Source organism: Advenella alkanexedens (assembly GCF_019132845.1).
GTDB lineage: Bacteria > Pseudomonadota > Gammaproteobacteria > Burkholderiales > Burkholderiaceae_B > Advenella > Advenella alkanexedens.
This window is the reverse complement of sequence record NZ_JAHSPR010000001.1, coordinates 46567-66598: the sequence shown is the minus strand read 5'-3', so window position 1 is coordinate 66598 and position 20032 is coordinate 46567. Positions and strand designations below refer to the sequence as shown.

At 52.5% G+C, this 20032-nt stretch carries 21 protein-coding genes and 1 pseudogene; 11 read left to right on the top strand and 11 right to left on the bottom strand.

Features of this window, described 5'->3' with window-relative positions:
* Window positions 1–4: 4 nt before the first annotated feature.
* The 4 genes from arsB to KU392_RS00300 are packed head-to-tail and all read right to left on the bottom strand — an operon-like array spanning window position 5 to window position 2668.
* The gene (arsB, locus tag KU392_RS00315) at window positions 5–1072 is read right to left on the bottom strand and encodes an ACR3 family arsenite efflux transporter (protein ID WP_001272375.1); all 1068 of its coding nucleotides are present in this window, start codon (window positions 1070–1072) and stop codon (window positions 5–7) included.
* Complete coding sequence (locus KU392_RS00310) at window positions 1069–1575, bottom strand: arsenate reductase ArsC (protein ID WP_000140066.1); 507 nt, start codon at window positions 1573–1575, stop codon at window positions 1069–1071. The genes arsB and KU392_RS00310 overlap by 4 nt, the downstream gene beginning before the upstream one ends.
* Window positions 1572–2339: an arsenical resistance protein ArsH gene (gene arsH, locus KU392_RS00305; protein ID WP_001239389.1), complete on the bottom strand. Its 768-nt coding sequence runs from the start codon at window positions 2337–2339 to the stop codon at window positions 1572–1574. Before arsH ends, KU392_RS00310 begins: the two co-directional genes overlap by 4 nt.
* Window positions 2336–2668 (bottom strand): ArsR/SmtB family transcription factor, encoded by a 333-nt coding sequence (locus tag KU392_RS00300; protein ID WP_000447876.1) that lies wholly within the window; start codon window positions 2666–2668, stop codon window positions 2336–2338. The genes arsH and KU392_RS00300 overlap by 4 nt, the downstream gene beginning before the upstream one ends.
* Window positions 2669–2815: 147 nt before the next feature.
* Between KU392_RS00300 and KU392_RS00295 the strand changes: the two genes are divergently transcribed.
* The 3 genes from KU392_RS00295 to KU392_RS00285 all read left to right on the top strand — a co-directional run bounded on the left by KU392_RS00295 (window position 2816) and on the right by KU392_RS00285 (window position 5478).
* The gene (locus KU392_RS00295; protein WP_001366550.1) at window positions 2816–3553 is read left to right on the top strand and encodes a recombinase family protein; all 738 of its coding nucleotides are present in this window, start codon (window positions 2816–2818) and stop codon (window positions 3551–3553) included.
* Entirely contained in the window at window positions 3550–3774 is a 225-nt protein-coding gene (locus KU392_RS00290) for a hypothetical protein (protein ID WP_000743213.1), read from the top strand. Before KU392_RS00295 ends, KU392_RS00290 begins: the two co-directional genes overlap by 4 nt.
* Window positions 3775–3984: 210 nt before the next feature.
* Entirely contained in the window at window positions 3985–5478 is a 1494-nt protein-coding gene (locus tag KU392_RS00285; protein ID WP_001120888.1) for an IS91-like element ISCR2 family transposase, read from the top strand.
* Window positions 5479–5713: 235 nt separating this feature from the next.
* Here KU392_RS00285 and glmM read toward each other — a convergent pair.
* Together glmM and sul2 are read right to left on the bottom strand one after the other, a co-directional pair.
* Window positions 5714–5956: pseudogene (gene glmM / locus KU392_RS00280) on the bottom strand (phosphoglucosamine mutase); the annotation flags it as partial.
* Between the two features lie 86 nt (window positions 5957–6042).
* Window positions 6043–6858, bottom strand: coding sequence for a sulfonamide-resistant dihydropteroate synthase Sul2 (gene sul2, locus KU392_RS00275; protein ID WP_001043260.1), 816 nt, complete (start codon window positions 6856–6858; stop codon window positions 6043–6045).
* A gap of 385 nt (window positions 6859–7243) precedes the next feature.
* Here sul2 and KU392_RS00270 point away from each other — a divergent pair, with 385 nt between their 5' ends.
* A complete protein-coding gene (locus KU392_RS00270) occupies window positions 7244–7957 on the top strand; it encodes a phosphoribosylaminoimidazolesuccinocarboxamide synthase (RefSeq protein WP_169294802.1) in 714 nt (237 codons plus the stop codon).
* A 208-nt stretch (window positions 7958–8165) separates the two neighbouring features.
* On the opposite strand, the gene KU392_RS00265 is transcribed toward KU392_RS00270, so the two are convergent.
* On the bottom strand, window positions 8166–9053 hold the full coding sequence (locus KU392_RS00265) for a LysR family transcriptional regulator (protein ID WP_169294801.1): 888 nt from the start codon (window positions 9051–9053) through the stop codon (window positions 8166–8168).
* 102 nt (window positions 9054–9155) lie between these two features.
* Here KU392_RS00265 and KU392_RS00260 point away from each other — a divergent pair, with 102 nt between their 5' ends.
* Both KU392_RS00260 and KU392_RS00255 read left to right on the top strand, forming a co-directional pair.
* On the top strand, window positions 9156–10133 hold the full coding sequence (locus KU392_RS00260) for a DUF1852 domain-containing protein (RefSeq protein ID WP_217734263.1): 978 nt from the start codon (window positions 9156–9158) through the stop codon (window positions 10131–10133).
* Between the two features lie 22 nt (window positions 10134–10155).
* The gene (locus tag KU392_RS00255) at window positions 10156–11184 is read left to right on the top strand and encodes a methionine synthase (RefSeq protein WP_217734468.1); all 1029 of its coding nucleotides are present in this window, start codon (window positions 10156–10158) and stop codon (window positions 11182–11184) included.
* A 200-nt stretch (window positions 11185–11384) separates the two neighbouring features.
* Here the strand turns inward: KU392_RS00255 and KU392_RS00250 are convergent, their stop codons facing one another.
* Window positions 11385–11753, bottom strand: coding sequence for a hypothetical protein (locus KU392_RS00250; protein ID WP_217734262.1), 369 nt, complete (start codon window positions 11751–11753; stop codon window positions 11385–11387).
* A 321-nt stretch (window positions 11754–12074) separates the two neighbouring features.
* Here KU392_RS00250 and tadA point away from each other — a divergent pair, with 321 nt between their 5' ends.
* The 4 genes from tadA to KU392_RS00230 all read left to right on the top strand — a co-directional run bounded on the left by tadA (window position 12075) and on the right by KU392_RS00230 (window position 16062).
* Window positions 12075–12527 (top strand): tRNA adenosine(34) deaminase TadA, encoded by a 453-nt coding sequence (tadA, locus tag KU392_RS00245; protein WP_281421590.1) that lies wholly within the window; start codon window positions 12075–12077, stop codon window positions 12525–12527.
* Window positions 12524–13672: an LD-carboxypeptidase gene (locus tag KU392_RS00240; RefSeq protein ID WP_217734260.1), complete on the top strand. Its 1149-nt coding sequence runs from the start codon at window positions 12524–12526 to the stop codon at window positions 13670–13672. Before tadA ends, KU392_RS00240 begins: the two co-directional genes overlap by 4 nt.
* Before the next feature lie 189 nt (window positions 13673–13861).
* Window positions 13862–15463, top strand: a complete 1602-nt coding sequence (locus KU392_RS00235) for an ABC-F family ATPase (protein ID WP_169294795.1) — start codon at window positions 13862–13864, stop codon at window positions 15461–15463.
* Window positions 15463–16062, top strand: a complete 600-nt coding sequence (locus KU392_RS00230) for an IMPACT family protein (protein ID WP_169294794.1) — start codon at window positions 15463–15465, stop codon at window positions 16060–16062. The genes KU392_RS00235 and KU392_RS00230 overlap by 1 nt, the downstream gene beginning before the upstream one ends.
* Before the next feature lie 73 nt (window positions 16063–16135).
* Here KU392_RS00230 and trxA read toward each other — a convergent pair whose 3' ends face one another.
* Window positions 16136–16522, bottom strand: a complete 387-nt coding sequence (gene trxA / locus KU392_RS00225; protein WP_169294793.1) for a thioredoxin — start codon at window positions 16520–16522, stop codon at window positions 16136–16138.
* A gap of 202 nt (window positions 16523–16724) precedes the next feature.
* The gene (locus KU392_RS00220; RefSeq protein ID WP_217734259.1) at window positions 16725–18014 is read right to left on the bottom strand and encodes an NCS2 family permease; all 1290 of its coding nucleotides are present in this window, start codon (window positions 18012–18014) and stop codon (window positions 16725–16727) included.
* A gap of 221 nt (window positions 18015–18235) precedes the next feature.
* On the opposite strand from KU392_RS00220, the gene tsaD reads away from it, so the two are divergent.
* On the top strand, window positions 18236–19264 hold the full coding sequence (gene tsaD / locus KU392_RS00215) for a tRNA (adenosine(37)-N6)-threonylcarbamoyltransferase complex transferase subunit TsaD (protein WP_169294791.1): 1029 nt from the start codon (window positions 18236–18238) through the stop codon (window positions 19262–19264).
* Here tsaD and plsY read toward each other — a convergent pair.
* Window positions 19261–19902 carry a glycerol-3-phosphate 1-O-acyltransferase PlsY gene (gene plsY, locus KU392_RS00210; protein WP_169294790.1) on the bottom strand — a complete coding sequence of 214 codons (642 nt, stop codon included), beginning with the start codon at window positions 19900–19902 and terminating at the stop codon, window positions 19261–19263. The two genes, tsaD and plsY, sit on opposite strands and share 4 nt — an antisense overlap.
* Window positions 19903–20032 lie beyond the last annotated feature (130 nt).

The following is a 20032-nucleotide window of genomic DNA, read 5'->3' as shown; positions in this document are numbered from 1 at the left end:
ATGTTCAACCTCGTTCGTACCAGCTCTTCGAGCGATTCACCACGCGCACGACCAGCAGCATCACCGGCACTTCGACCAGGACGCCGACCACGGTTGCCAATGCAGCGCCGGAGTGCAGACCGAACAAGCTGATGGCGGCCGCCACGGCCAGCTCGAAGAAGTTGCTGGCACCGATCAGGGCCGAAGGACAGGCGACAGAGTGCTTTTCCCCCGCCCGCTTGTTCAGCCAGTAGGCTAACCCGGAATTGAAGAACACTTGAATCAAGATCGGCACGGCTAGCATGGCGATCACTAACGGCTGCCGGATGATGGCCTCGCCCTGGAAGGCGAACAGTAGAACCAACGTCAGCAGCAGCGCGGCCATCGACCACGGCCCGATCTTCTGCATGGCCCGTTCAAAGGCGGCCTGTCCTTGCTTGAGCAGATGCCGCCGCAAGAGCTGCGCCAGGATCACCGGCACGATGATGTAGAGCACGACCGAAATCAGCAGCGTGTCCCAAGGCACCGAGATCGAGGACATGCCCAGCAGCAGGCCGACGATGGGCGCGAAGGCCACGATCATGATGGCGTCGTTCAGAGCCACTTGCGAGAGCGTGAAAAGCGGGTCGCCGTTGGTAAGGCGGCTCCACACGAACACCATTGCCGTGCAGGGCGCGGCGGCCAGCAAGATCAAGCCCGCGATGTAGCTGTCCAGTTGATCGGCCGGCAGGAACGGAGCGAACACTTGTCGGATGAACAGCCACCCCAGCAGGGCCATCGAGAATGGCTTGACGGCCCAATTCACGAACAGCGTGACGCCGATGCCGCGCCAATGCTCTTTGACCTGGTGCAGCGCCCCGAAGTCGATCTTGACCAGCATCGGGACGATCATTACCCAAATCAGCAGGCCCACCGGCAAATTGACCTGGGCCACTTCCATGCGGCCTATGGCCTGGAACACGTCAGGAAGGCCCTGGCCGAGCGCAACACCGGCGACGATGCACAGGGCCACCCACAGCGTCAGGTAACGCTCGAAGCCGCTCATCGGGGCCTGGCGCGGCTTCGCGGCGATGGCCTGTGCGCCGGCGCTCATGCTTCCTGCTCGGTCTTGCCGATGTTCGCCAGCTCGCGCTTGATGGCCGTCTGGTCAAGCATTTTGAGAGGCAGATTCACGAACAGGCGGACGCGGTTCATCATGTGCCGGAAGGTTTGTTCGAAGGCCCGGCGCTTCTCGGCGTCAGTGCCTTCGACGGCGGCCGGGTCTTCAAATCCCCAATGCGCCGAGATCGGCTGACCAGGCCACACCGGACACATTTCGCCGGCGGCGTTGTCGCAGACGGTGATGATGAAGTCCATCTTCGGTGCGTCGGGCGTGGCGTACTCGTCCCAGCTCTTGCTGCGCAGATTCTCGGTCGGGTAATTCACCGACTCCACCTTTTCGACGGCGAAGGGATTGACCTTGCCGGTTGGGTGACTGCCGGCGCTGTAGGCGCGGAAGCGCCCTTGCCCCATCGTGTTGATGAGAGCTTCGGCCATGATGCTGCGCGCCGAATTGCCGGTGCAGAGGATGAGGACGTTATAGATTCTTTCGGTCATGATGTTTCGCTTTCTGGTAGTGGCTGGGGAGCAATGGCGATGGATGAAAGATCGGTGGCCTCGTCGATGACGTGGCCGGCCGCTTTCCGTTCGGAATAGCGGTCTGTCAGTGCTTCACGGTGCGGCCGTACCAGCGCCGTGAAGCGCACCAGTTCTTCCATCACATCGGCTATTCGGTCGTAGTACGGCGAGGGCTTCATGCGGCCCGCCGCGTCGAACTCTTGGAACGCTTTGGCGATACTCGACTGGTTCGGAATGGTGAACATTCGCATCCAGCGGCCGAGCAGACGCAAGGTGTTCACGGCGTTGAAGCTCTGCGAGCCGCCGGATACCTGCATCACGGCCAGGGTGCGGCCTTGGGTCGGCCGGATGCCGGCCATTTCAAGCGGCAGATGGTCAATCTGCGCCTTCATGACACTGGTAATCTGACCGTGGCGTTCCGGGCTGCACCAGACTTGTCCCTCTGACCACTCGGACAGGGCGCGCAGCTCCTTGACGGCCGGGTGATCGTCGCTTTGCACTTGATCGGGCAACGGCAAATCGGACGGGTCGAAGATGCGTGTTTCTGCGCCAAAGAATTGCAGCAGCCGGGCCGCTTCCTCGACGGCCAGCCGTGAGAACGAGCGGGCGCGCAGCGAGCCATACAGCAGCAGGATACGCACCGGCGGGGCGTCGGGTGCCAGCCCGAGCGCCGGGCGCTCGATGGCAAAGGATTTGTCCAAAGCGGGCAAAGAATCGGGGTCGGAAAGATGGCGAAGTCTCATGCCAACACCTTCCCGGCTTCCGTGGTGCAAGACAGGTTGCACACCTGGCCGCCGCAGCAGTTTTCCGTGAGAAAGGCCACCAGGTTAGTGGCCGTCGAAAAGTTCGCCTCGTAGATCACAAATCGGCCTTCTTGCCGCGACGTGACCATGCCGGCGTGTGCCAGCTCTTTCAGGTGGAAGGATAGCGAAGACGGCGGGATGCCGGCCGCTTCGCTGATTTTTCCGGCGGCCATGCCGGCGGGGCCGGCCTGGACGAGAAGCCGGAACACCGCGAGGCGCGATTCTTGAGCGATGGCCGCCAGGGCGGCTACAGCATTTATCGTTTCCATGTTTCAATAATAGTCGAAATATGGAGTGTGCTCAATAGCTCATTTAAGCTGTAAAAATGAGCTAGGCGCATTTAGATCGATATGTGATAAATTGGCCTGCCAGTTTAAGATGGGTGCATTTGAGTATGCCCAAAGGAGCCCGCAAGTATGCGCAGGACGAAGCCAGTAGCCGCGCCGATGGTGGCGCGGGTCTATCTGCGCGTCAGCACCGACGCGCAGGACTTGGAACGCCAAGAGGCGATCACTACGGCCGCGAAGGCCGCCGGCTACTACGTCGCCGGCATCTACCGTGAGAAGGCATCCGGCGCACGCGCCGACCGGCCTGAGCTGCTGCGCATGATCGGCGACCTACAGCCCGGCGAGGTGGTCATTGCCGAGAAGATCGACCGCATCAGCCGCCTACCTTTGCCCGAGGCCGAGCGCCTGGTGGCCTCGATACAGGCCAAAGGCGCACGCCTGGCCGTCCCTGGCGTGGTCGATCTATCCGACCTGGCGGCCGAGGCCCAGGGCGTCGCCAAGATCGTGCTGGAAGCCGTGCAGATCATGCTTTTTCGCCTGGCCTTGCAGATGGCCCGCGACGACTACGAGGACAGGCGCGAACGCCAGCGCCAAGGCATTGAGTTGGCCCGCCAGGCCGGGCGGTACAAGGGCCGCCGTGCTGATCCGAAGCGCCGCGCCCAAGTTGTCGCGCTGCGCAAGTCCGGCTACAGCATCAACAAGACCGCCGAGCTGGCCGGGTACAGTGCGGCCCAGGTGAAACGGATATGGGCCGAGGTCAGCCAGGCCGAAGCGAAGCAGCACGGCGCGTTCGTGGAGGACGCATTGACGGAAGCCGATGCCCTGGCCGCTGTCGGCCAGGATGAGCGCCAGGAGGAAAGGGCATGAAGAAGCCGAACCAAGACGACGAGCCGTTTTTCATCACCGAGGAGATTGCGGCCGAAATGATCGCCGGCGGCTATGAGTTCGAGCTGCCGCCCATTCCTTGCACCATCCGCCTACGCGACGTGCTGGAGCGCATGACCGATGCTGAGCTAGCATTGCAGCCGGGCGAGATCGCCGACCAGGAGCGTGAACGCTGCCGGCGCAAGCCGTGTTCAACCTCATGATCTGGTCATGGTATTTTTCATGGCACTGAGCCTGATAGTTCTTGCAAATTGTTGTCACTAAAGGGTTTTGTGTGCTTGTTTACAATCGAGTGGGAGTGACGGGCACTGGCTGGCAATGTCTAGCAACGGCAGGCATTTCGGCTGAGGGTAAAAGAACTTTCCGCTAAGCGATAGACTGTATGTAAACACAGTATTGCAAGGACGCGGAACATGCCTCATGTGGCGGCCAGGACGGCCAGCCGGGATCGGGATACTGGTCGTTACCAGAGCCACCGACCCGAGCAAACCCTTCTCTATCAGATCGTTGACGAGTATTACCCGGCATTCGCTGCGCTTATGGCAGAGCAGGGAAAGGAATTGCCGGGCTATGTGCAACGGGAATTTGAAGAATTTCTCCAATGCGGGCGGCTGGAGCATGGCTTTCTACGGGTTCGCTGCGAGTCTTGCCACGCCGAGCACCTGGTCGCTTTCAGCTGTAAGCGTCGCGGTTTCTGCCCGAGCTGTGGGGCGCGGCGGATGGCCGAAAGTGCCGCCTTGCTGGTTGATGAAGTACTGCCTGAACAACCCATGCGTCAGTGGGTGTTGAGCTTCCCGTTTCAGCTGCGTTTCCTGTTTGCCAGCCGGCCCGAGATCATGGGGTGGGTGCTGGGCATCGTTTACCGCGTCATTGCCACGCACCTGGTCAAGAAAGCGGGCCATACCCACCAAGTGGCCAAGACGGGCGCGGTCACCCTGATCCAGCGTTTTGGATCGGCGCTCAATCTGAATGTTCACTTCCACATGCTGTTTCTCGACGGTGTGTATGTCGAGCAATCCCACGGCTCAGCGCGTTTCCGCTGGGTCAAGGCGCCGACCAGCCCAGAGCTCACCCAGCTGACGCACACCATCGCCCACCGGGTGGGTCGCTATCTGGAACGGCAAGGCCTGCTGGAACGGGATGTCGAAAACAGCTATCTGGCCTCGGATGCGGTGGATGACGACCCGATGACACCCCTGCTGGGGCACTCGATCACTTACCGTATCGCTGTCGGTTCACAGGCGGGGCGAAAGGTGTTCACTTTGCAAACTCTGCCGACCAGTGGTGATCCGTTCGGTGACGGGATTGGCAAGGTAGCCGGGTCCAGCCTGCACGCCGGCGTGGCGGCCAGGGCCGATGAACGCAAGAAGCTCGAACGGCTGTGCCGGTACATCAGCCGCCCGGCGGTATCCGAGAAGCGGCTGTCGTTAACACGAGGCGGCAACGTGCGCTACCAGCTCAAGACGCCGTACCGGGACGGCACCACGCACGTCATTTTCGAACCATTGGATTTCATTGCAAGGCTGGCCGCCCTGGTACCGAAGCCCAGAGTCAACCTAACCCGCTTCCACGGGGTGTTCGCACCCAACAGTCGGCACCGGGCGTTGGTCACGCCGGCAAAACGGGGCAGGGGCAACAAGGTCAGGGTGGCTGATGAACCGGCAACACCAGCACAACGGCGAGCGTCGATGACATGGGCGCAACGGCTCAAGCGTGTTTTCAATATCGACATCGAGACCTGCAGCGGCTGCGGCGGCGCCATGAAAGTCATCGCCTGCATTGAAGACCCTATAGTGATCAAGCAGATCCTTGATCACCTGAAGCACAAAGCCGAAACCAGCGGGACCAGGGCGTTACCCGAAAGCCGGGCGCCACCGGCTGAGCTGCTCCTGGGTCTGTTTGACTGACGAGCCTGAAGGCCAACGATACCAATCAAAATGCTGCGTTCACAGCGCCGCGGCAGGGATCCGCCGTGCTGGTTGTCGGAAAAGGAGCCGCTAGTGGGAAAGAGGAGGGTAAATTTTCAGCGTTGCTGGCTCCCCGTCAGCCGGATTGGGTTGCATCGCAGGGGTGTCGAAAGAGTCAACTGCGGTCCAAAGCTGTTGGACTTGGGTGAAAAGGGCGTTTATTCTTCCTATACGTTGTCGGCAGCGGGCCAAAAAGGAATACGTCCATGCCCATCGAGGTGAAACCGGCTGTGAGCGCGGGTTCAAGCATATAGCCCGACAGGCGCGTATCCTTGCCGATCACGACACGATGGCGGTGGTCACCGCGACGAAAGACACGGCCAGCCGCCATGCCGACGCGCAAGGCGGTTTCCGCCGTCATCGCGCCTTCGTTGGCTTTGCCACGAATACCGTCTGTGCCGAAATATTTGCGCACCATAAGGTCGATTATCCTGTCGTCGGGTCGCCCTCAAAGGGGACATGCCTGCTGAACCGCGAATATAGAGAAATATCCCGAATGTGCAGTTAACGAATTCTTGCGGTTTCTTTCAGCGCCGCCAATACCGCCAGCCCGTCGCGCAAGGGGCGCGGCTCGTGTGTGCGGATGAAGTCAGCTCCACCTGCGGCGGCGGCAAGCTCTGCAGCGAGTGTCGCGGCCCCGACATCCCCCGGACCACGGCCTGTGAGCGCGCGCAGAAAGGATTTGCGCGAAACAGACAGAAGCACCGGCAAATCGAAGCGCAGCCGCAATTCATCGAACCGCGCCAGCACCGAGAGCGAGGTTTCGGGAGCAGCCCCCAGAAAAAACCCCATGCCGGGATCAAGGACAAGGCGGTTGCGTTTGATACCGGCACCCGTCAGCGCCGCGATGCGCGCGTCAAAGAACGCCGCAATGTGATCCATGATGTCGCCAGCGGGTGCCTCGCGCCGATCTGCCTGCCCGTCTTGCACCGAATGCATAACGACGAGTTTGGCAGATGATTTCGCCAATTGCGGATAGAACGCAGCGTCTGGAAAACCGCGAATATCATTGAGATAGGCCACACCACGCGACAAGGCATAGGCTTGCGTCGCGGGTTGATAACTGTCGAGCGAGACGGGAATGCCATCTGCCTTGAGCGCGTCCAGCACCGGCGCGATACGCGCGATTTCTGTGTCGGACGAAACAGGCGCGGCGTCGGGATTGCTGGATGCCGGACCGAGGTCGATCACATCTGCCCCCTCGGCCATCAGCTTACGCGCCTGCGCAATGGCTGCGTCTGGCGCCAGATACCGGCCTCCATCGGAGAAACTGTCCGAGGTTATGTTGACGATGCCGAAAATGATGAGCGATTTATTCATGGGGGCTTCTATAATAATAATAATCGAGCATGAGTCTCATACGGATGCTCGGGTCGAAAGGGAATCCCCAGGCGAGTAACCTGTTTGCGGTGATCCATTAGCTGCAGGAGCAGAATAGCATACATCTGGAAGCAAAGCCAGGAAAGCGGCCTATGGAGCTGTGCGGCAGCGCTCAGTAGGCAATTTTTCAAAATATTGTTAAGCCTTTTCTGAGCATGGTATTTTTCATGGTATTACCAATTAGCAGGAAAATAAGCCATTGAATATAAAAGATAAAAATGTCTTGTTTACAATAGAGTGGGAATAAGTTGCGGGGGTGGGTCGCCCGGTGGGCGTACTGCCTCTGTTCCAAAACAAGATATTGAAACCATCAACGAGTAAATACATGAATACCAGCGAAAAAATTTATTCCGGCAAAACCAAAGACCTCTATGCCTTGTCAAACGGCAACATTCTTCTCGTTTTTAAAGATGACGTGACGGGCGATAACGGTGTCATCGATCCGGGTGCCAATACGGTTATTGGCAAGGTCGAAGGCAAGGGACGCAAATCCCTGGCCATGACTGATTACTTCTTCAAGCGCCTTCACGCCGCCGACATTCCCACCCACCTTGTGAATGTCGACCTTGAAAACGGTACCATGGAGGTTCGTCGTGCCGAGCCAATGGGTAAAAGTGCCAAGGGTGCTGGTGGCCTTGAGTTTGTTTGCCGTACCCGTCCCTGGGGTAGCTTTCTGCGCCGTTATCAGCAGTACATTGCTGATGTGAATGCCAATCTGGACTATCTGGTTGAGATCACTGTCAAAGACGATGAGCGCGGTGATCCACTGATTAACGATGATACCCTCGTTGCCTTGGGTCTTGTCAGTCCTGCTCACCTCAAACATGCCAAGGAACTCACTCGCCGCGTGTGCCGTATCGTTGAAGACGACTTACGCAGCAAAGGCCTTACCCTGGTTGACATGAAGATTGAAATCGGTCTGGTTGGGGATGACGTTGTTGTTATTGACGAAATTTCGGCTGATGCCATGCGTGTCATGGATGAAAACGGCAAAGTGCTGGAGCACGGCACTGTTTACGAAAAACTGATAAATCAATAAGGCCATTAACTCGATTATCGTTTGCATCACGATAATAGTCGGTAGTACCGGAATAGTATCGGGTACTGATAGGGTAAGCGGCAGTATGACCAGGCAGTTGCGGGTTGGCGAGCTGCATGTCAAAGCGCGGCAGGCTGGTGTTTCCAGCCGAGCCACGTGGGCGACTGTCCGGCTTTGTGCGGGCTGTTTCGTGGAGAACTGGCAAAGCTCAGAAAGAGGAGCCTCGGGCCAGTGCGACAAAGGCCTGTATGTAATCAATCGTACTATCGGTTTCGCGCAAGCCCACGAAAATCTGCTTGGCAATGCCATTGGGGCCCAATTTTATGGGGACGATGGGCAGTTTGTCGGCGTATTCCTCAACCAGCCAGCGAGGCAAGGCGGTTACCCCGCGACCACTGGCTACCATCTGCAACATAATATCCGTGGTTTCAATGGTTTTGTGGCGCTTGGGTGCGATGCCTGCCGGCAGCAGAAACTGGTTGTAAATGTCCAGGCGCTCAACGTCTACCGGATAGCTGATTAAGACTTCCTGGGTAAGGTGATGCGGCTTGACATAGGTAGCGTTTGCAAGTGTATGGTTTTTGGCAACCACCAGCACCTGTTCGTAGTCGAACACGGGCTCAAATTTCAGGCCGGGTTTGTAAAGCGGGTCGGGGGTGACCAGTAAATCAATTTCATAACCAAAAAGTGCCCCCATGCCGCCAAACTGAAATTTCTGTTTCACATCGACATCAACATCGGGCCAGGCACTCAGATAAGGCGAAACGATTTTCAGCAGCCATTGATAGCAGGGATGGCATTCCATGCCAATCCGCAGCGAGCCCCGTTCCCCTTGCGCGAACTGGCGCAACCGTTCTTCAGCCAGATCCAGCTGCGGCAGCACGCGATTGGCGACGGCCAGCAGATATTGTCCTGCCTGGGTCAGTTGCAGGCTGCGGCCTTCGCGTCGCCATATATCAGTGCCTAACTGCTGTTCCAGCTTTTTCATGCTGTGGCTAAGGGCTGACTGGGTAACGTGCAGCACATCTGCGGCTGCGGTCATGGAGCCTTGTTTTTCAACTTGCTGCACAATGGACAGATGGATACGTTCCAACATAATTTATGATTAATATTCATGGGTTAATGAAATAAGACCATTTTACTTCATATAAGTGCTTTCCTACAATGCTAGTTATTAAAACTGGAGTGACGGATTACAATGAGTAAAGCATTTGCATTTAGTATCAAGCGTATTTGTTTTGATGAAAACTATCATCCTGCAGAAAACACACGCATCACCACCAATTTTGCCAATTTAGCCAGGGGCGATAGCCGGCAACAGAATTTGCGCAACACGTTAAGGATGATTAATAACCGCTTCAATGAGCTGGCCAACTGGGATAATCCTGAAGGGGATCGTTATTCGGTTGAGCTTGAAATTATTTCAGTTGATGTGGATATTGAAGGTAAGGGAGTTCCCTTTCCTGTGATTGAAATATTAAAAACCAATATTGTTGATCATAAAGATAACAAACGCATAGACGGTATCGTGGGAAACAATTTTTCTTCTTACGTGCGGGACTATGATTTTAGCGTGTTGCTGCCTGCATACAATAAGGATAAAAGAGAATTCAGCATCCCGGAAAATTTTGGTGATTTGCATGGCAAGCTGTTCCAATGTTTCCTGAATTCGAATGTTTACAAGGAAAACTTTAACAAACTGCCCGTTATCTGCTTAAGTGTTGCTTGCAGCAAGCGTTATTACCGGACTGAAAACCGTCATCCGGTTTTGGGTATTGAGTATCGGCAGAATGAGTACTCTCCAACCGATCAATATTTTGAAAAAATGGGGATGCGGGTTCGTTACTTTATGCCTGAAAACAGTGTTGCACCGTTGGCCTTTTATTTTTGTGGTGATTTGCTGAATGATTACACGAATCTTGAGCTGATTAGTACCATCAGCACGATGGAAGCGTTCCAGAAAATTTACCGGCCTGAAATTTATAACGCTAATTCTGCGGCAGGCAAATGCTATCAACCACGTTTAACGAATTCCGATTACTCATTAACCCAAATTGTGTATGACCGGGAAGAACGCAGCCAATTGGCGATTGAGCAGGGCAGGCTGACTGAAGAACATTTCATGAAGCCCTATAAAACCACGCTTGAGCAATGGGCGGCCGGTTACGCGCTTTAATTAATTAAAAAAGATATTTATGATGAAAAAAATATTACCTACTTCTACAGCCGGCAGTTTACCTAAACCTTCCTGGCTTGCGCAACCCGAGACGCTTTGGTCTCCCTGGCGGTTACAGGAAGAGCAATTGCTGGAAGGCAAACAGGATGCGCTGCGTTTGTCATTGCAGGAGCAAGAGATAGCCGGTATTGATATTATTAGTGATGGTGAACAAACCCGCCAGCATTTTGTGACCACGTTTATTGAGCACCTTAGTGGCGTTGATTTTGAGAAGCGTGAGACCGTGAGAATTCGTGATCGCTATGATGCGAGTGTGCCGACGGTGGTGGGGGCTGTGGCCCGCACAAAACCCGTTTTTGTTGAAGATGCCAAATTTTTACGACAGCACACCAGGCAGCCTATTAAGTGGGCGTTGCCGGGCCCCATGACCATGATTGACACGCTGTATGACAATCACTATAAAAGCCGCGAAAAACTGGCCTGGGAGTTTGCCAAAATCCTTAATCAGGAAGCCAAAGAATTAGAGGCTGCCGGTGTCGATATCATCCAGTTTGACGAGCCTGCATTTAATGTTTTCTTTGATGATGTGAATGATTGGGGTATTGCCACCCTTGAAAGGGCCATTGAAGGACTGAAATGTGAAACTGCCGTGCATATTTGCTATGGTTACGGGATTAAAGCCAATACGGACTGGAAAAAGACGCTGGGTTCAGAGTGGCGCCAATACGAAGAGTCTTTTCCAAAGTTGCAAAAATCCAAGATAGATATCATCTCGCTGGAATGTCATAATTCTCATGTGCCCCTTGATCTTATTGAGCTTATCAGGGGCAAGAAAGTGATGGTGGGGGCCATTGATGTGGCCAGCAATACCATCGAAACGCCCGAAGAGGTTGCCAATACCCTACGAAAAGCCCTTCAGTTTGTGGATGCCGACAAGCTTTATCCTTGTACCAATTGCGGGATGGCTCCTTTGTCCCGTGAGGTGGCAAGAGGCAAGTTGCATGCCTTAAGTGCCGGTGCGGAAATCGTTCGTAAAGAACTTTCCATTTAGCGAGGGGCTGGCCGCTCCCATGCAGGAACGTGGGAGCGAGGTATTGGTTGCAAGCGTCTTCTGATTGAATGCTTGCCTGTGATTATCCTATCAGATCAACGCCAAAAACCATCAGGAGCCGGGTAAATACTGCAAAACACACGACAGCTTGTCCCCATGCTCGGCGTGGGGACAACCACGTATTCTTATAAATCCCGATTTTAATAACTCGGGCATGAGGACAGGATGGGTCCTTTGCTTGTTTTTATCTTGCCATCCACTTTATCTTTTGCATCCACTCTTACTTTGAGCCCGTTTTTCATCATGTTTTTTAGAGAGTCGTCACCGCACATGAGTCGTCGCATTTGATCAAGGGGTGACATGATGGCGGTTTGCGGGTAGGCATCCAGGTCTCTGCGCATGGTAAAAACCTGTACTGGGCCTTCCTTGCCTTTATAAGAAAGTTCCCAGCCTTTGGGGGTGGACATGGTTTCCATATAAAACGCGGCAATCAGCGGGCCCGAGAATGTTTCGGCAAAAACCGTAGTTGTGCTGACAGTTAATAAACCGGCAATGAGATATTTTTTCATAATGGATTTCCTTTTGAAGTGTTGTTTCGGCATAGTATATGGAAAACCATTGAAAATACCAGCCTAACTTACCCTTGGTTTTCACTTTATTTGACTGGCGATATATAGAAAAGACTGATGCCGATATTTGCAAACTCCCAAGCTTGCTATTTTCATGATGTCCAGGCATTTTTGTGCCATCAATTTTTGAAAAGTATAGAATCTAGGCTGCTATCGTACTCGTTTTCATGCTCCTGTGTGGGAACGCAGAATATAGAATTTTGACTGCTATTAATAATAGAGTGGGAGTAACTCCAGGTGTCACTGGCAGACAGGCATGAAATGTTCATGCAAATGGCTTTACAGCAGGCGCAACTGGCTTATGAGTGCGCAGAAGTGCCGGTGGGTGCAGTGGTGGTTAATAGTGCTGGTGAAGTGATTGGCAAGGGCTACAATCGCACCATTATTGACTCAGATCCCACCGCGCATGCGGAAATTGTTGCCTTGCGTCAGGCGGCGGCTCACGAGAAGAATTATCGTTTGCCCGACCTGACTGTTTATGTAACACTTGAACCTTGTGTTATGTGCATAGGGGCATTAACGCATGCAAGGATCGCCCATGTGGTTTATGGTGCATCGGATCCAAAAACAGGAGCCTGTGGCAGTGTGTTGTGCATTCAGGCCAATAAAAAAATCAATCATCACACAAGAATTACGTCGGGTGTTTTGGAGCGGGCATGCGCAGAAAAGCTGCGCCATTTTTTCAGGGAACGCAGAAAAGGATTAAAATTATGAACGCAAGTGCAGAACATCACAGCAAGAAGGATAAAACCCAGGAAGACATTGAGCGTTTAAACGATGTGCAGATTTTGCTGGATGAGGCCGATGACGTCCCCGTGCCCATCTCGGTTTACGACGATCCGATTGGTTTGTACCTGCTTTCCCCCTCAGGTGCCTTGCCGGATCCGGCCAAGCTGGCTCTGGCTGAAAAGCGCCTGACTAAAATGGGCTTCAAGGTCAAGATAGACAAGGCGGCAGATGCCAAGCACTTGCGTTTTGCCGGTACCGACAAACAAAGGGCCCAGGCGTTTTCCCGTGCGGCCAAAGACAGCAGCACGGTAGTGATGGCAACCCGTGGCGGATATGGTATTAGCCGGATCCTGCACCAGATTGATTGGAAACTGCTCGAGAATAACCCCAAAAAATATATCGGTTATAGCGATTTCACCGCTTTCAACCTGGCATTATTGGCAAAAACCGGCTTAAGCAGCTATACTGGCCCAGCCGCAGTCTCCGACTTCGGTAATAAAAAAATAGATGACCTGACTGCCGAGATTTTTGTCGAAAGCATGCGCGGTGAGTTGGAAATCCTGAGTTTTGAGTCGCCAGACTCGGATGCGGTGGATGCCAGGGGAACGCTTTGGGGAGGTAACCTGGCCATGATTGCATCACTGGTTGGCACGCCCTATTTACCCAAGATTAAAAATGGCATTTTATTTCTTGAGGATGTGGGTGAGCATCCCTACCGGGTTGAACGGATGCTGACGCATTTGTTGCATGCCGGTATTTTGCACAAACAAAAGGCCATTGTGTTGGGGCACATTACCGATTACAAGTTGGCTGAAAATGATAACGGCTACGATATGCCCCATGTCATCAAGTGGCTGAAAGAGCAGGTGAATGTACCGCTTGTGTATGGTCTGCCTTATGGCCATGGCGATGTCAGGGTGACCTTGCCGATTGGCAAAAAGGTGGGGATTGCCACGGAAGACGGAATGGCGTATTTGGTGCTGGAAGAGCATGAACATACTCATGACGCAGAGGCAGCCATAGATGACCTGGAGGGGTATGATCACTTTCATGAGGGTGTGCACTTGCATATACATGAAGAGCCCAAGCCCGAGAACAATAAAAAATCCGGCAAAAAGAAGAAAAAATAATCATCGATTCTTCCCGTCAAGAATGACGGGTAGTTTCGCACAAAACAGGTGAATTATTAAAAAAGGTATTATTTTCAATAATTAAGGCCGTTATTTTGTTAAAATAGCGGCCATATTCAATCTTGAAATGTCTTTTCCACCAGGAAAAGGCATTTTTCTTTGCAAGCAATTTTTCCATTAAAAACTATCGTGATCTCTACAGCAAATCTTACCATTCAATTCGGTCCCAAACCCCTGTTTGAAAATGTCAGTGTTAAATTCGGCGGAGGCAACCGTTATGGCCTGATTGGTGCCAATGGTTCCGGTAAATCCACTTTTATGAAAATTATTGGTGGTGACCTTGAACCAACCTCGGGTAATGTTTCGCTGGATCCCGGTGTGCGCCTGGGTAAGTTGCGCCAGGACCAGTTTGCCTACGAAGAAGTTCGCGTGCTGGATGTAGTCATGATGGGGCACGTTGAAATGTGGGAAGCCATGAGTGAGCGTGATGCCATTTATGCCAATCTTGAGGCTACCGACGACGATTACATGCGTGCCGCCGAGCTGGAAGCCAAGTTTGCCGAATATGATGGTTACACGGCTGAAGCCCGTGCCGGAGAGCTGTTGCTGGGACTGGAAATTCCCGTCGAACAACATAACCTTCCCATGAAAGAAATCGCACCGGGCTGGAAACTGCGGGTATTGTTGGCACAAGCCTTGTTTTCCAACCCTGATGTCCTGTTGCTTGACGAGCCTACCAATAACCTGGATATCAATACCATTCGCTGGCTTGAAGGGGTGCTTAACGGTTATCAAAGCACCATGATTATTATCAGTCACGACCGTCACTTCCTGAACCAGGTCTGTACCCATATGGCCGACCTGGATTACGGCGAAATCCGCATTTATCCCGGCAATTACGATGATTATATGCTGGCTTCCACCCAGGCACGTGAAAGGCTGATCAGCGACAACGCCAAGGCCAAAGAGCGGGTTAGCGAACTGCAAGACTTCGTGCGCCGTTTTGCCGCCAATAAATCCAAATCCCGTCAGGCCACTTCCCGTCTGAAGCAAATTGACCGTATCAAGTCTGAAGCTGTTGAGGTCAAGCCGTCTTCACGTCAGAACCCTTACATCAGGTTTGAGCAGGAAAAAGTCCTGCATCGTCTGGCGGTAACGGTGGAAAAAGTCAGCAAGGCCTTTGATGCGCCGGTTATTAATAATTTTTCGGCCATGATCGAAGCGGGTCAGAAAATTGCCATTATCGGTGCCAACGGTGTGGGTAAAACAACGTTGCTCAGATTGTTTGCCGGCGACCTGAAACCGGATAGCGGTACGGTCAAATGGTCTGAAAATGCCGATATCGGTTATATGGCCCAGGACGTTTCTGATTATTTCCAGGCCGATATTAATGTGTTTGACTGGATGGGGCAGTATCGCAAGCCGGGTGACGAAGACCAGGCTATTCGTTCGGTACTGGGACGTTTGCTGTTTTCTGCCGATGATATCGTCAAGCAGGTCAAGGTGTTGTCAGGTGGCGAGAAAAACCGCATGACATTTGGCCGTCTTATGCTTGGCCGGCACAACGTGTTGTTGCTCGACGAACCTACCAACCACCTGGATATGGAATCTATTGAATCGTTGCAGTTTGCACTGGAAAAATACGCGGGTACATTGATCTTTGTGTCGCATGACCGTGAATTTGTTTCGGGTCTGGCCAACCGTATTATTGAAATCATGCCTGATGGTGAGATTGTCGATTATCAGGGTGGTTATGAGGATTATCTGACTTCACGCGGTATTGAGGATTAATGAGGACACTGTCTGAGCCATTCTCGTTTGAAGAAGAAATTAAAAAAAGCCGTTTTATTGCGCATGCAATGCCGGTTTCTTCTTCAGAAGAGGCGCTTGGTTTTTTCTCCCGCTTGCATGAACCCGAAGCAACGCATAATTGCTGGGCTTTCAAAGTAGGCCAAAATTATCGTTTTAATGACGATGGTGAGCCTGGCGGAACAGCTGGGCGGCCTATTTTGCAAGCTATAGAAGGGCAGGATCTGACCAATGTCGCGGTATTGGTGATACGTTATTTTGGCGGTATTAAGCTGGGTACCGGTGGTTTGGTCCGGGCCTATGGAGGGTGTGCAGCCAAATGTTTGCGTCAGGCACCCCAGGTTGAAATTATCGAAACAAGAACCGTGATTTGTTCTTGTCTGTTTTCGGAAATGGCCCTGGTCAAGTCACGCATTGCCCAGACTGAAGCCAGGGTTACTGATGAAATATATACCGACACGGGTATTACCATGACATTGGAAATACCCCTTGAACAGGTATCACCGCTTGAGCAGGTTTTTATTAACCTGACCAAGGGTAAGGGGCAGTGGTATTTGCCCGATGAAATCGGACCGCTATAAGATGCAGCACGGCCGCTTGCTCTGAAGGCAGGCACGCTATATGCCTGCCAGGAGCAGCGTTAATGCAGAGTGATCAAGCCTTGTTTTGCTCGTCTGCCTTGGCCTGTGCGGTGGCAATTTCCTGATGCACTTTTTCCATGTCAATTTCCTGGATTTTGGTGAGAAGTTCATCCAGTTGATTGGCTGACAATGCGCCCGCCTGGGAAAACATCAATACTTTTTCACGGAAAACCATTAAAGTGGGGATGGAACGGATTCTTAGTGCGCCCGCCAGTTCCTGTTCTTCTTCGGTATTGATTTTGGCAAAGTCAATATCCGTGAATTTTTCTGCGGCTTTTTCAAAAACCGGTGCAAATTGACGGCAAGGACCACACCAGGGTGCCCAGAAATCAATAATAAGGGTGTTGTCGTCTTTGATGGCAGCCTCAAAGGTTGCCTGGGTGAGTTCTTTAATGGCCATGATGAATGATCCTGAATGAAGTTAAACCTGTATAGTAACTGTAAATGAGGGCCAGGGGCACTTAATTAAAATTGAATTTTTTTATCGCTGCTATAGCTAAATGATTAAGCCGACATTGCTGGTTTGCAATGTCGGCTTTTTAAGCTGTACTCAATGGGGCGTTGGTCTGGAATAAGACCCTGGGATCTGTTGAAACGCTTGTTTATTCCAATACAAACCGGATAACAAACAATATGGCAACAATCACGCTGGCAATATGCAGCTCTTTCATCCGGCCCGTTCCTATTTTCATGATCACGTAGCTGATAAAACCAAATGCGATACCTTCAGCGATGGAATAGGTAAACGGCATGATAATCGCGGTTAATGAAGCGGGAATGGCTTCGGTAACGTCAGACCATTCTATTTCAGTCAGGTCCCTGACCATTAAGCCGGCAACATAAAGCAGGGCGGGGGCGGTAGCATAAGCAGGTACCACGCTGGCCAGCGGTGCAAAGAACAGGCACAGCAGGAACAAAATGCCAATGACCAGGGCCGTCATCCCGGTGCGGCCACCTGCCTGCACGCCTGCGGCACTTTCCACAAAGGCGGTGGTGCTGCTGGTGCCAATTAATGAGCCCGCCAAAATGGCACTGCTATCGGCAAACAGGGCGCGGCCCAGTTTGTTGGGTTTTCCTTCAGGTAACAGGTTGGCCCGTTTTGCCACGCCAATCAGGGTACCGGTAGCGTCAAAAACCTCTACCAGTACAAATACCAGAATAACATTCAGGAAACCATGATTCAGCACACCGGCAATATCAAGCTGAAATAAGGTGGGCGCAACGCTGGGTGGCATGGAAATAATATCTGAAATGGGGGGGCTATAACCCAGCAGGGCCGATAAAACGGTAATGGCCAGAATGCCGATTAAAATGGCACCCTTGATTTTCATGGCATCAAGCACGGCAATAATAAAGAAACCCAGAATGGCCAGCAATACCGTGGGTGAACTTAAGTCTCCCTGGGAAACCAGCGTGGCCTCATTGCCCACCACAATACCGGCTGATTTAAGGGCAATCAGGGCCAGAAACAGGCCAATACCTGCCACAATGGCAGCCCTAAGTGACTTGGGAATGCCTTCAATCAGCCATTTTCGCAAGCCTGAGGCTGAAAGAATCAGGAAGATCACGCCTGATACGAAGACGGCGCCCAGTGCCTGTTGCCAGGTATAGCCCATGGCACCGACCACCCCGAAGGCAAAAAAAGCATTCAGTCCCATGCCGGGTGCCATACCGATAGGCCAGTTGGCCAAAAATGCCATGATGAAGCATCCCAAGGCTGCAGCCAGACAGGTAGCGACAAATACGGCACCTTTGTCCATCCCGGTCGTCGCGAGGATCTCCGGGTTGACAAAGATAATATAGGCCATGGTCAGAAAAGTGGTAACACCAGCCAAAACCTCGGTTCGGGCGTCAGTGGAATGTTCCCGTAACTTAAACAGTGACTCAAGCATGGGCATTACTCCTATTTAATGTAGAACAACGTGTAAAATATAAGTACTTTAACGTACACGGTGTATCCTTCATAAATAAAAAGGCGTCTGCTTTGGTTATTTGCGTGCGTGCGTCTTTAATAAGCAACACAATAATTTTGCCGTACACCCGGGAAGGTGTGCCAAGAAAGTGATTGCCAGCAATCCATTTGGCCTGCAACGGCTGTTTTTAATTTGAAATAATGAATATTATCGGTTTTGAAAGTTCCTGTGATGAAACAGGTGTGGCAATTGTCAATACAGAGAAAGGTTTGCTGGCACATGCCTTGCATAGCCAGATTGCCATGCACCAGGCTTATGGTGGTGTGGTGCCCGAGCTGGCCTCACGTGACCATATCCGGCGTGTCTTGCCGTTAACCCGTGAGGTTCTTGAAAAATCGGGTTTGACCATCAAGGATATTGATGCGGTTGCCTATACAGCGGGCCCGGGTCTTGCCGGTGCTTTGCTGGTTGGTGCATCGATGGCACAGGCTTTTGCCTGGACACATAGTTTGCCCGCGATCCCCATTCATCACCTGGAAGGGCATTTGCTTTCGCCCATGCTGGCTGAAGAGGTCCCTGAATTCCCTTTTGTTGCCTTGCTGGTTTCCGGTGGGCATACACAAATTATGCGGGTCAATGGGGTTGGGCAGTATGAGCTCCTGGGAGAAACCCTTGATGATGCGGCCGGAGAGGCTTTTGATAAATCGGCCAAACTCATGGGCCTACCTTATCCTGGTGGTCCTGCGTTATCCAAACTGGCCGAAAAGGGTGATCCGGCCGCGTATGCCCTGCCGCGCCCCATGATGCATAGCCCTGATCTGGATTTCAGTTTCAGTGGCCTGAAAACAGCGGTGCTGACAACACTGCGAAAAATAGAGCAGGCCGGTCCTTTGGGTGAGCAGGATAGGGCAAACCTGGCCGCTTCAGCGCAGCAGGCGATTGTGGATGTACTGGGTTATAAGGTGATCAAGGCCATGAAGAAAACCAGGTTGAAAAGGCTGGTGGTGGCGGGTGGCGTAGGGGCAAACAGCCAATTGCGCAGTTATTTACGTAGCGAGATGGCCAAACAGGGGGGGCAGGTGTTTTTCCCGCCACTGGCTCTGTGTACTGATAATGGCGCCATGATTGCACATGCCGCGTCCGAACGGGTGAAGGCGGGGCTGGTTGACTTGAATAACAGCGCCTACGCGTTTGGCGTAAGGCCCCGTTGGGATCTTGCCGAGGTTTAGGTTTTTTGCTTGTTTTTCTGGCCCAGCCGGGTTTCCGTTCCTGCCAGCAGGTTGGCAATGTTTTTCTTGTGCTTGTAAATAAGTATGAGTGAAATAATGCAAATCACCCAAAAAATTTCAGGCAGGCGATACCAGGCTATCTGATTGCCGGCATAATAGTAAAAGGGTGCAAAAATGGCGGCTACAATGGCTGCCAAAGAAGAATACCTGAAAAACACGGCAATAATAAGCCAGGTGGCCAGGGTGGCCAGCGCCAGCCAGGGCTGGATGGCAAGCAGGATGCCAATAGCGGTTGCCACACCTTTTCCACCTTTGAATTTAAGAAAGATAGAGTATAAATGCCCAAGGAAAACAGCCAGTGCAACCAGCGCAATGCCAGTGACGGTAAGACCCAGTTCCGGGGCAAACTTAATGGCAAGATATACCGCCAGCCATCCCTTGAAAGCATCCCCAACCAGGGTGAGTGCGGCAGCCAGTTTGTTGCCGGTCCTGAGCACATTGGTGGCTCCGGGATTGCCGGAGCCAAATGTTCTGGGGTCTTTCAGGCCAAATAATTTACTGGTAATAATGGCGAATGGGACTGACCCTGCCAGGTAAGCTAAAATAATGGCAAGAATGCTGGCCAGTATAGAGTTCATCAGGATTCCTTCTTTTTATCAAGAGCAGATTATAAACAGGAAAATTTTTGTTTTTAAGTCGATGTATGATTTTTTTGGATAATATCTGCAAGATGTAATTCAAACAAGTTCATTCGGGGTATATTGTTTT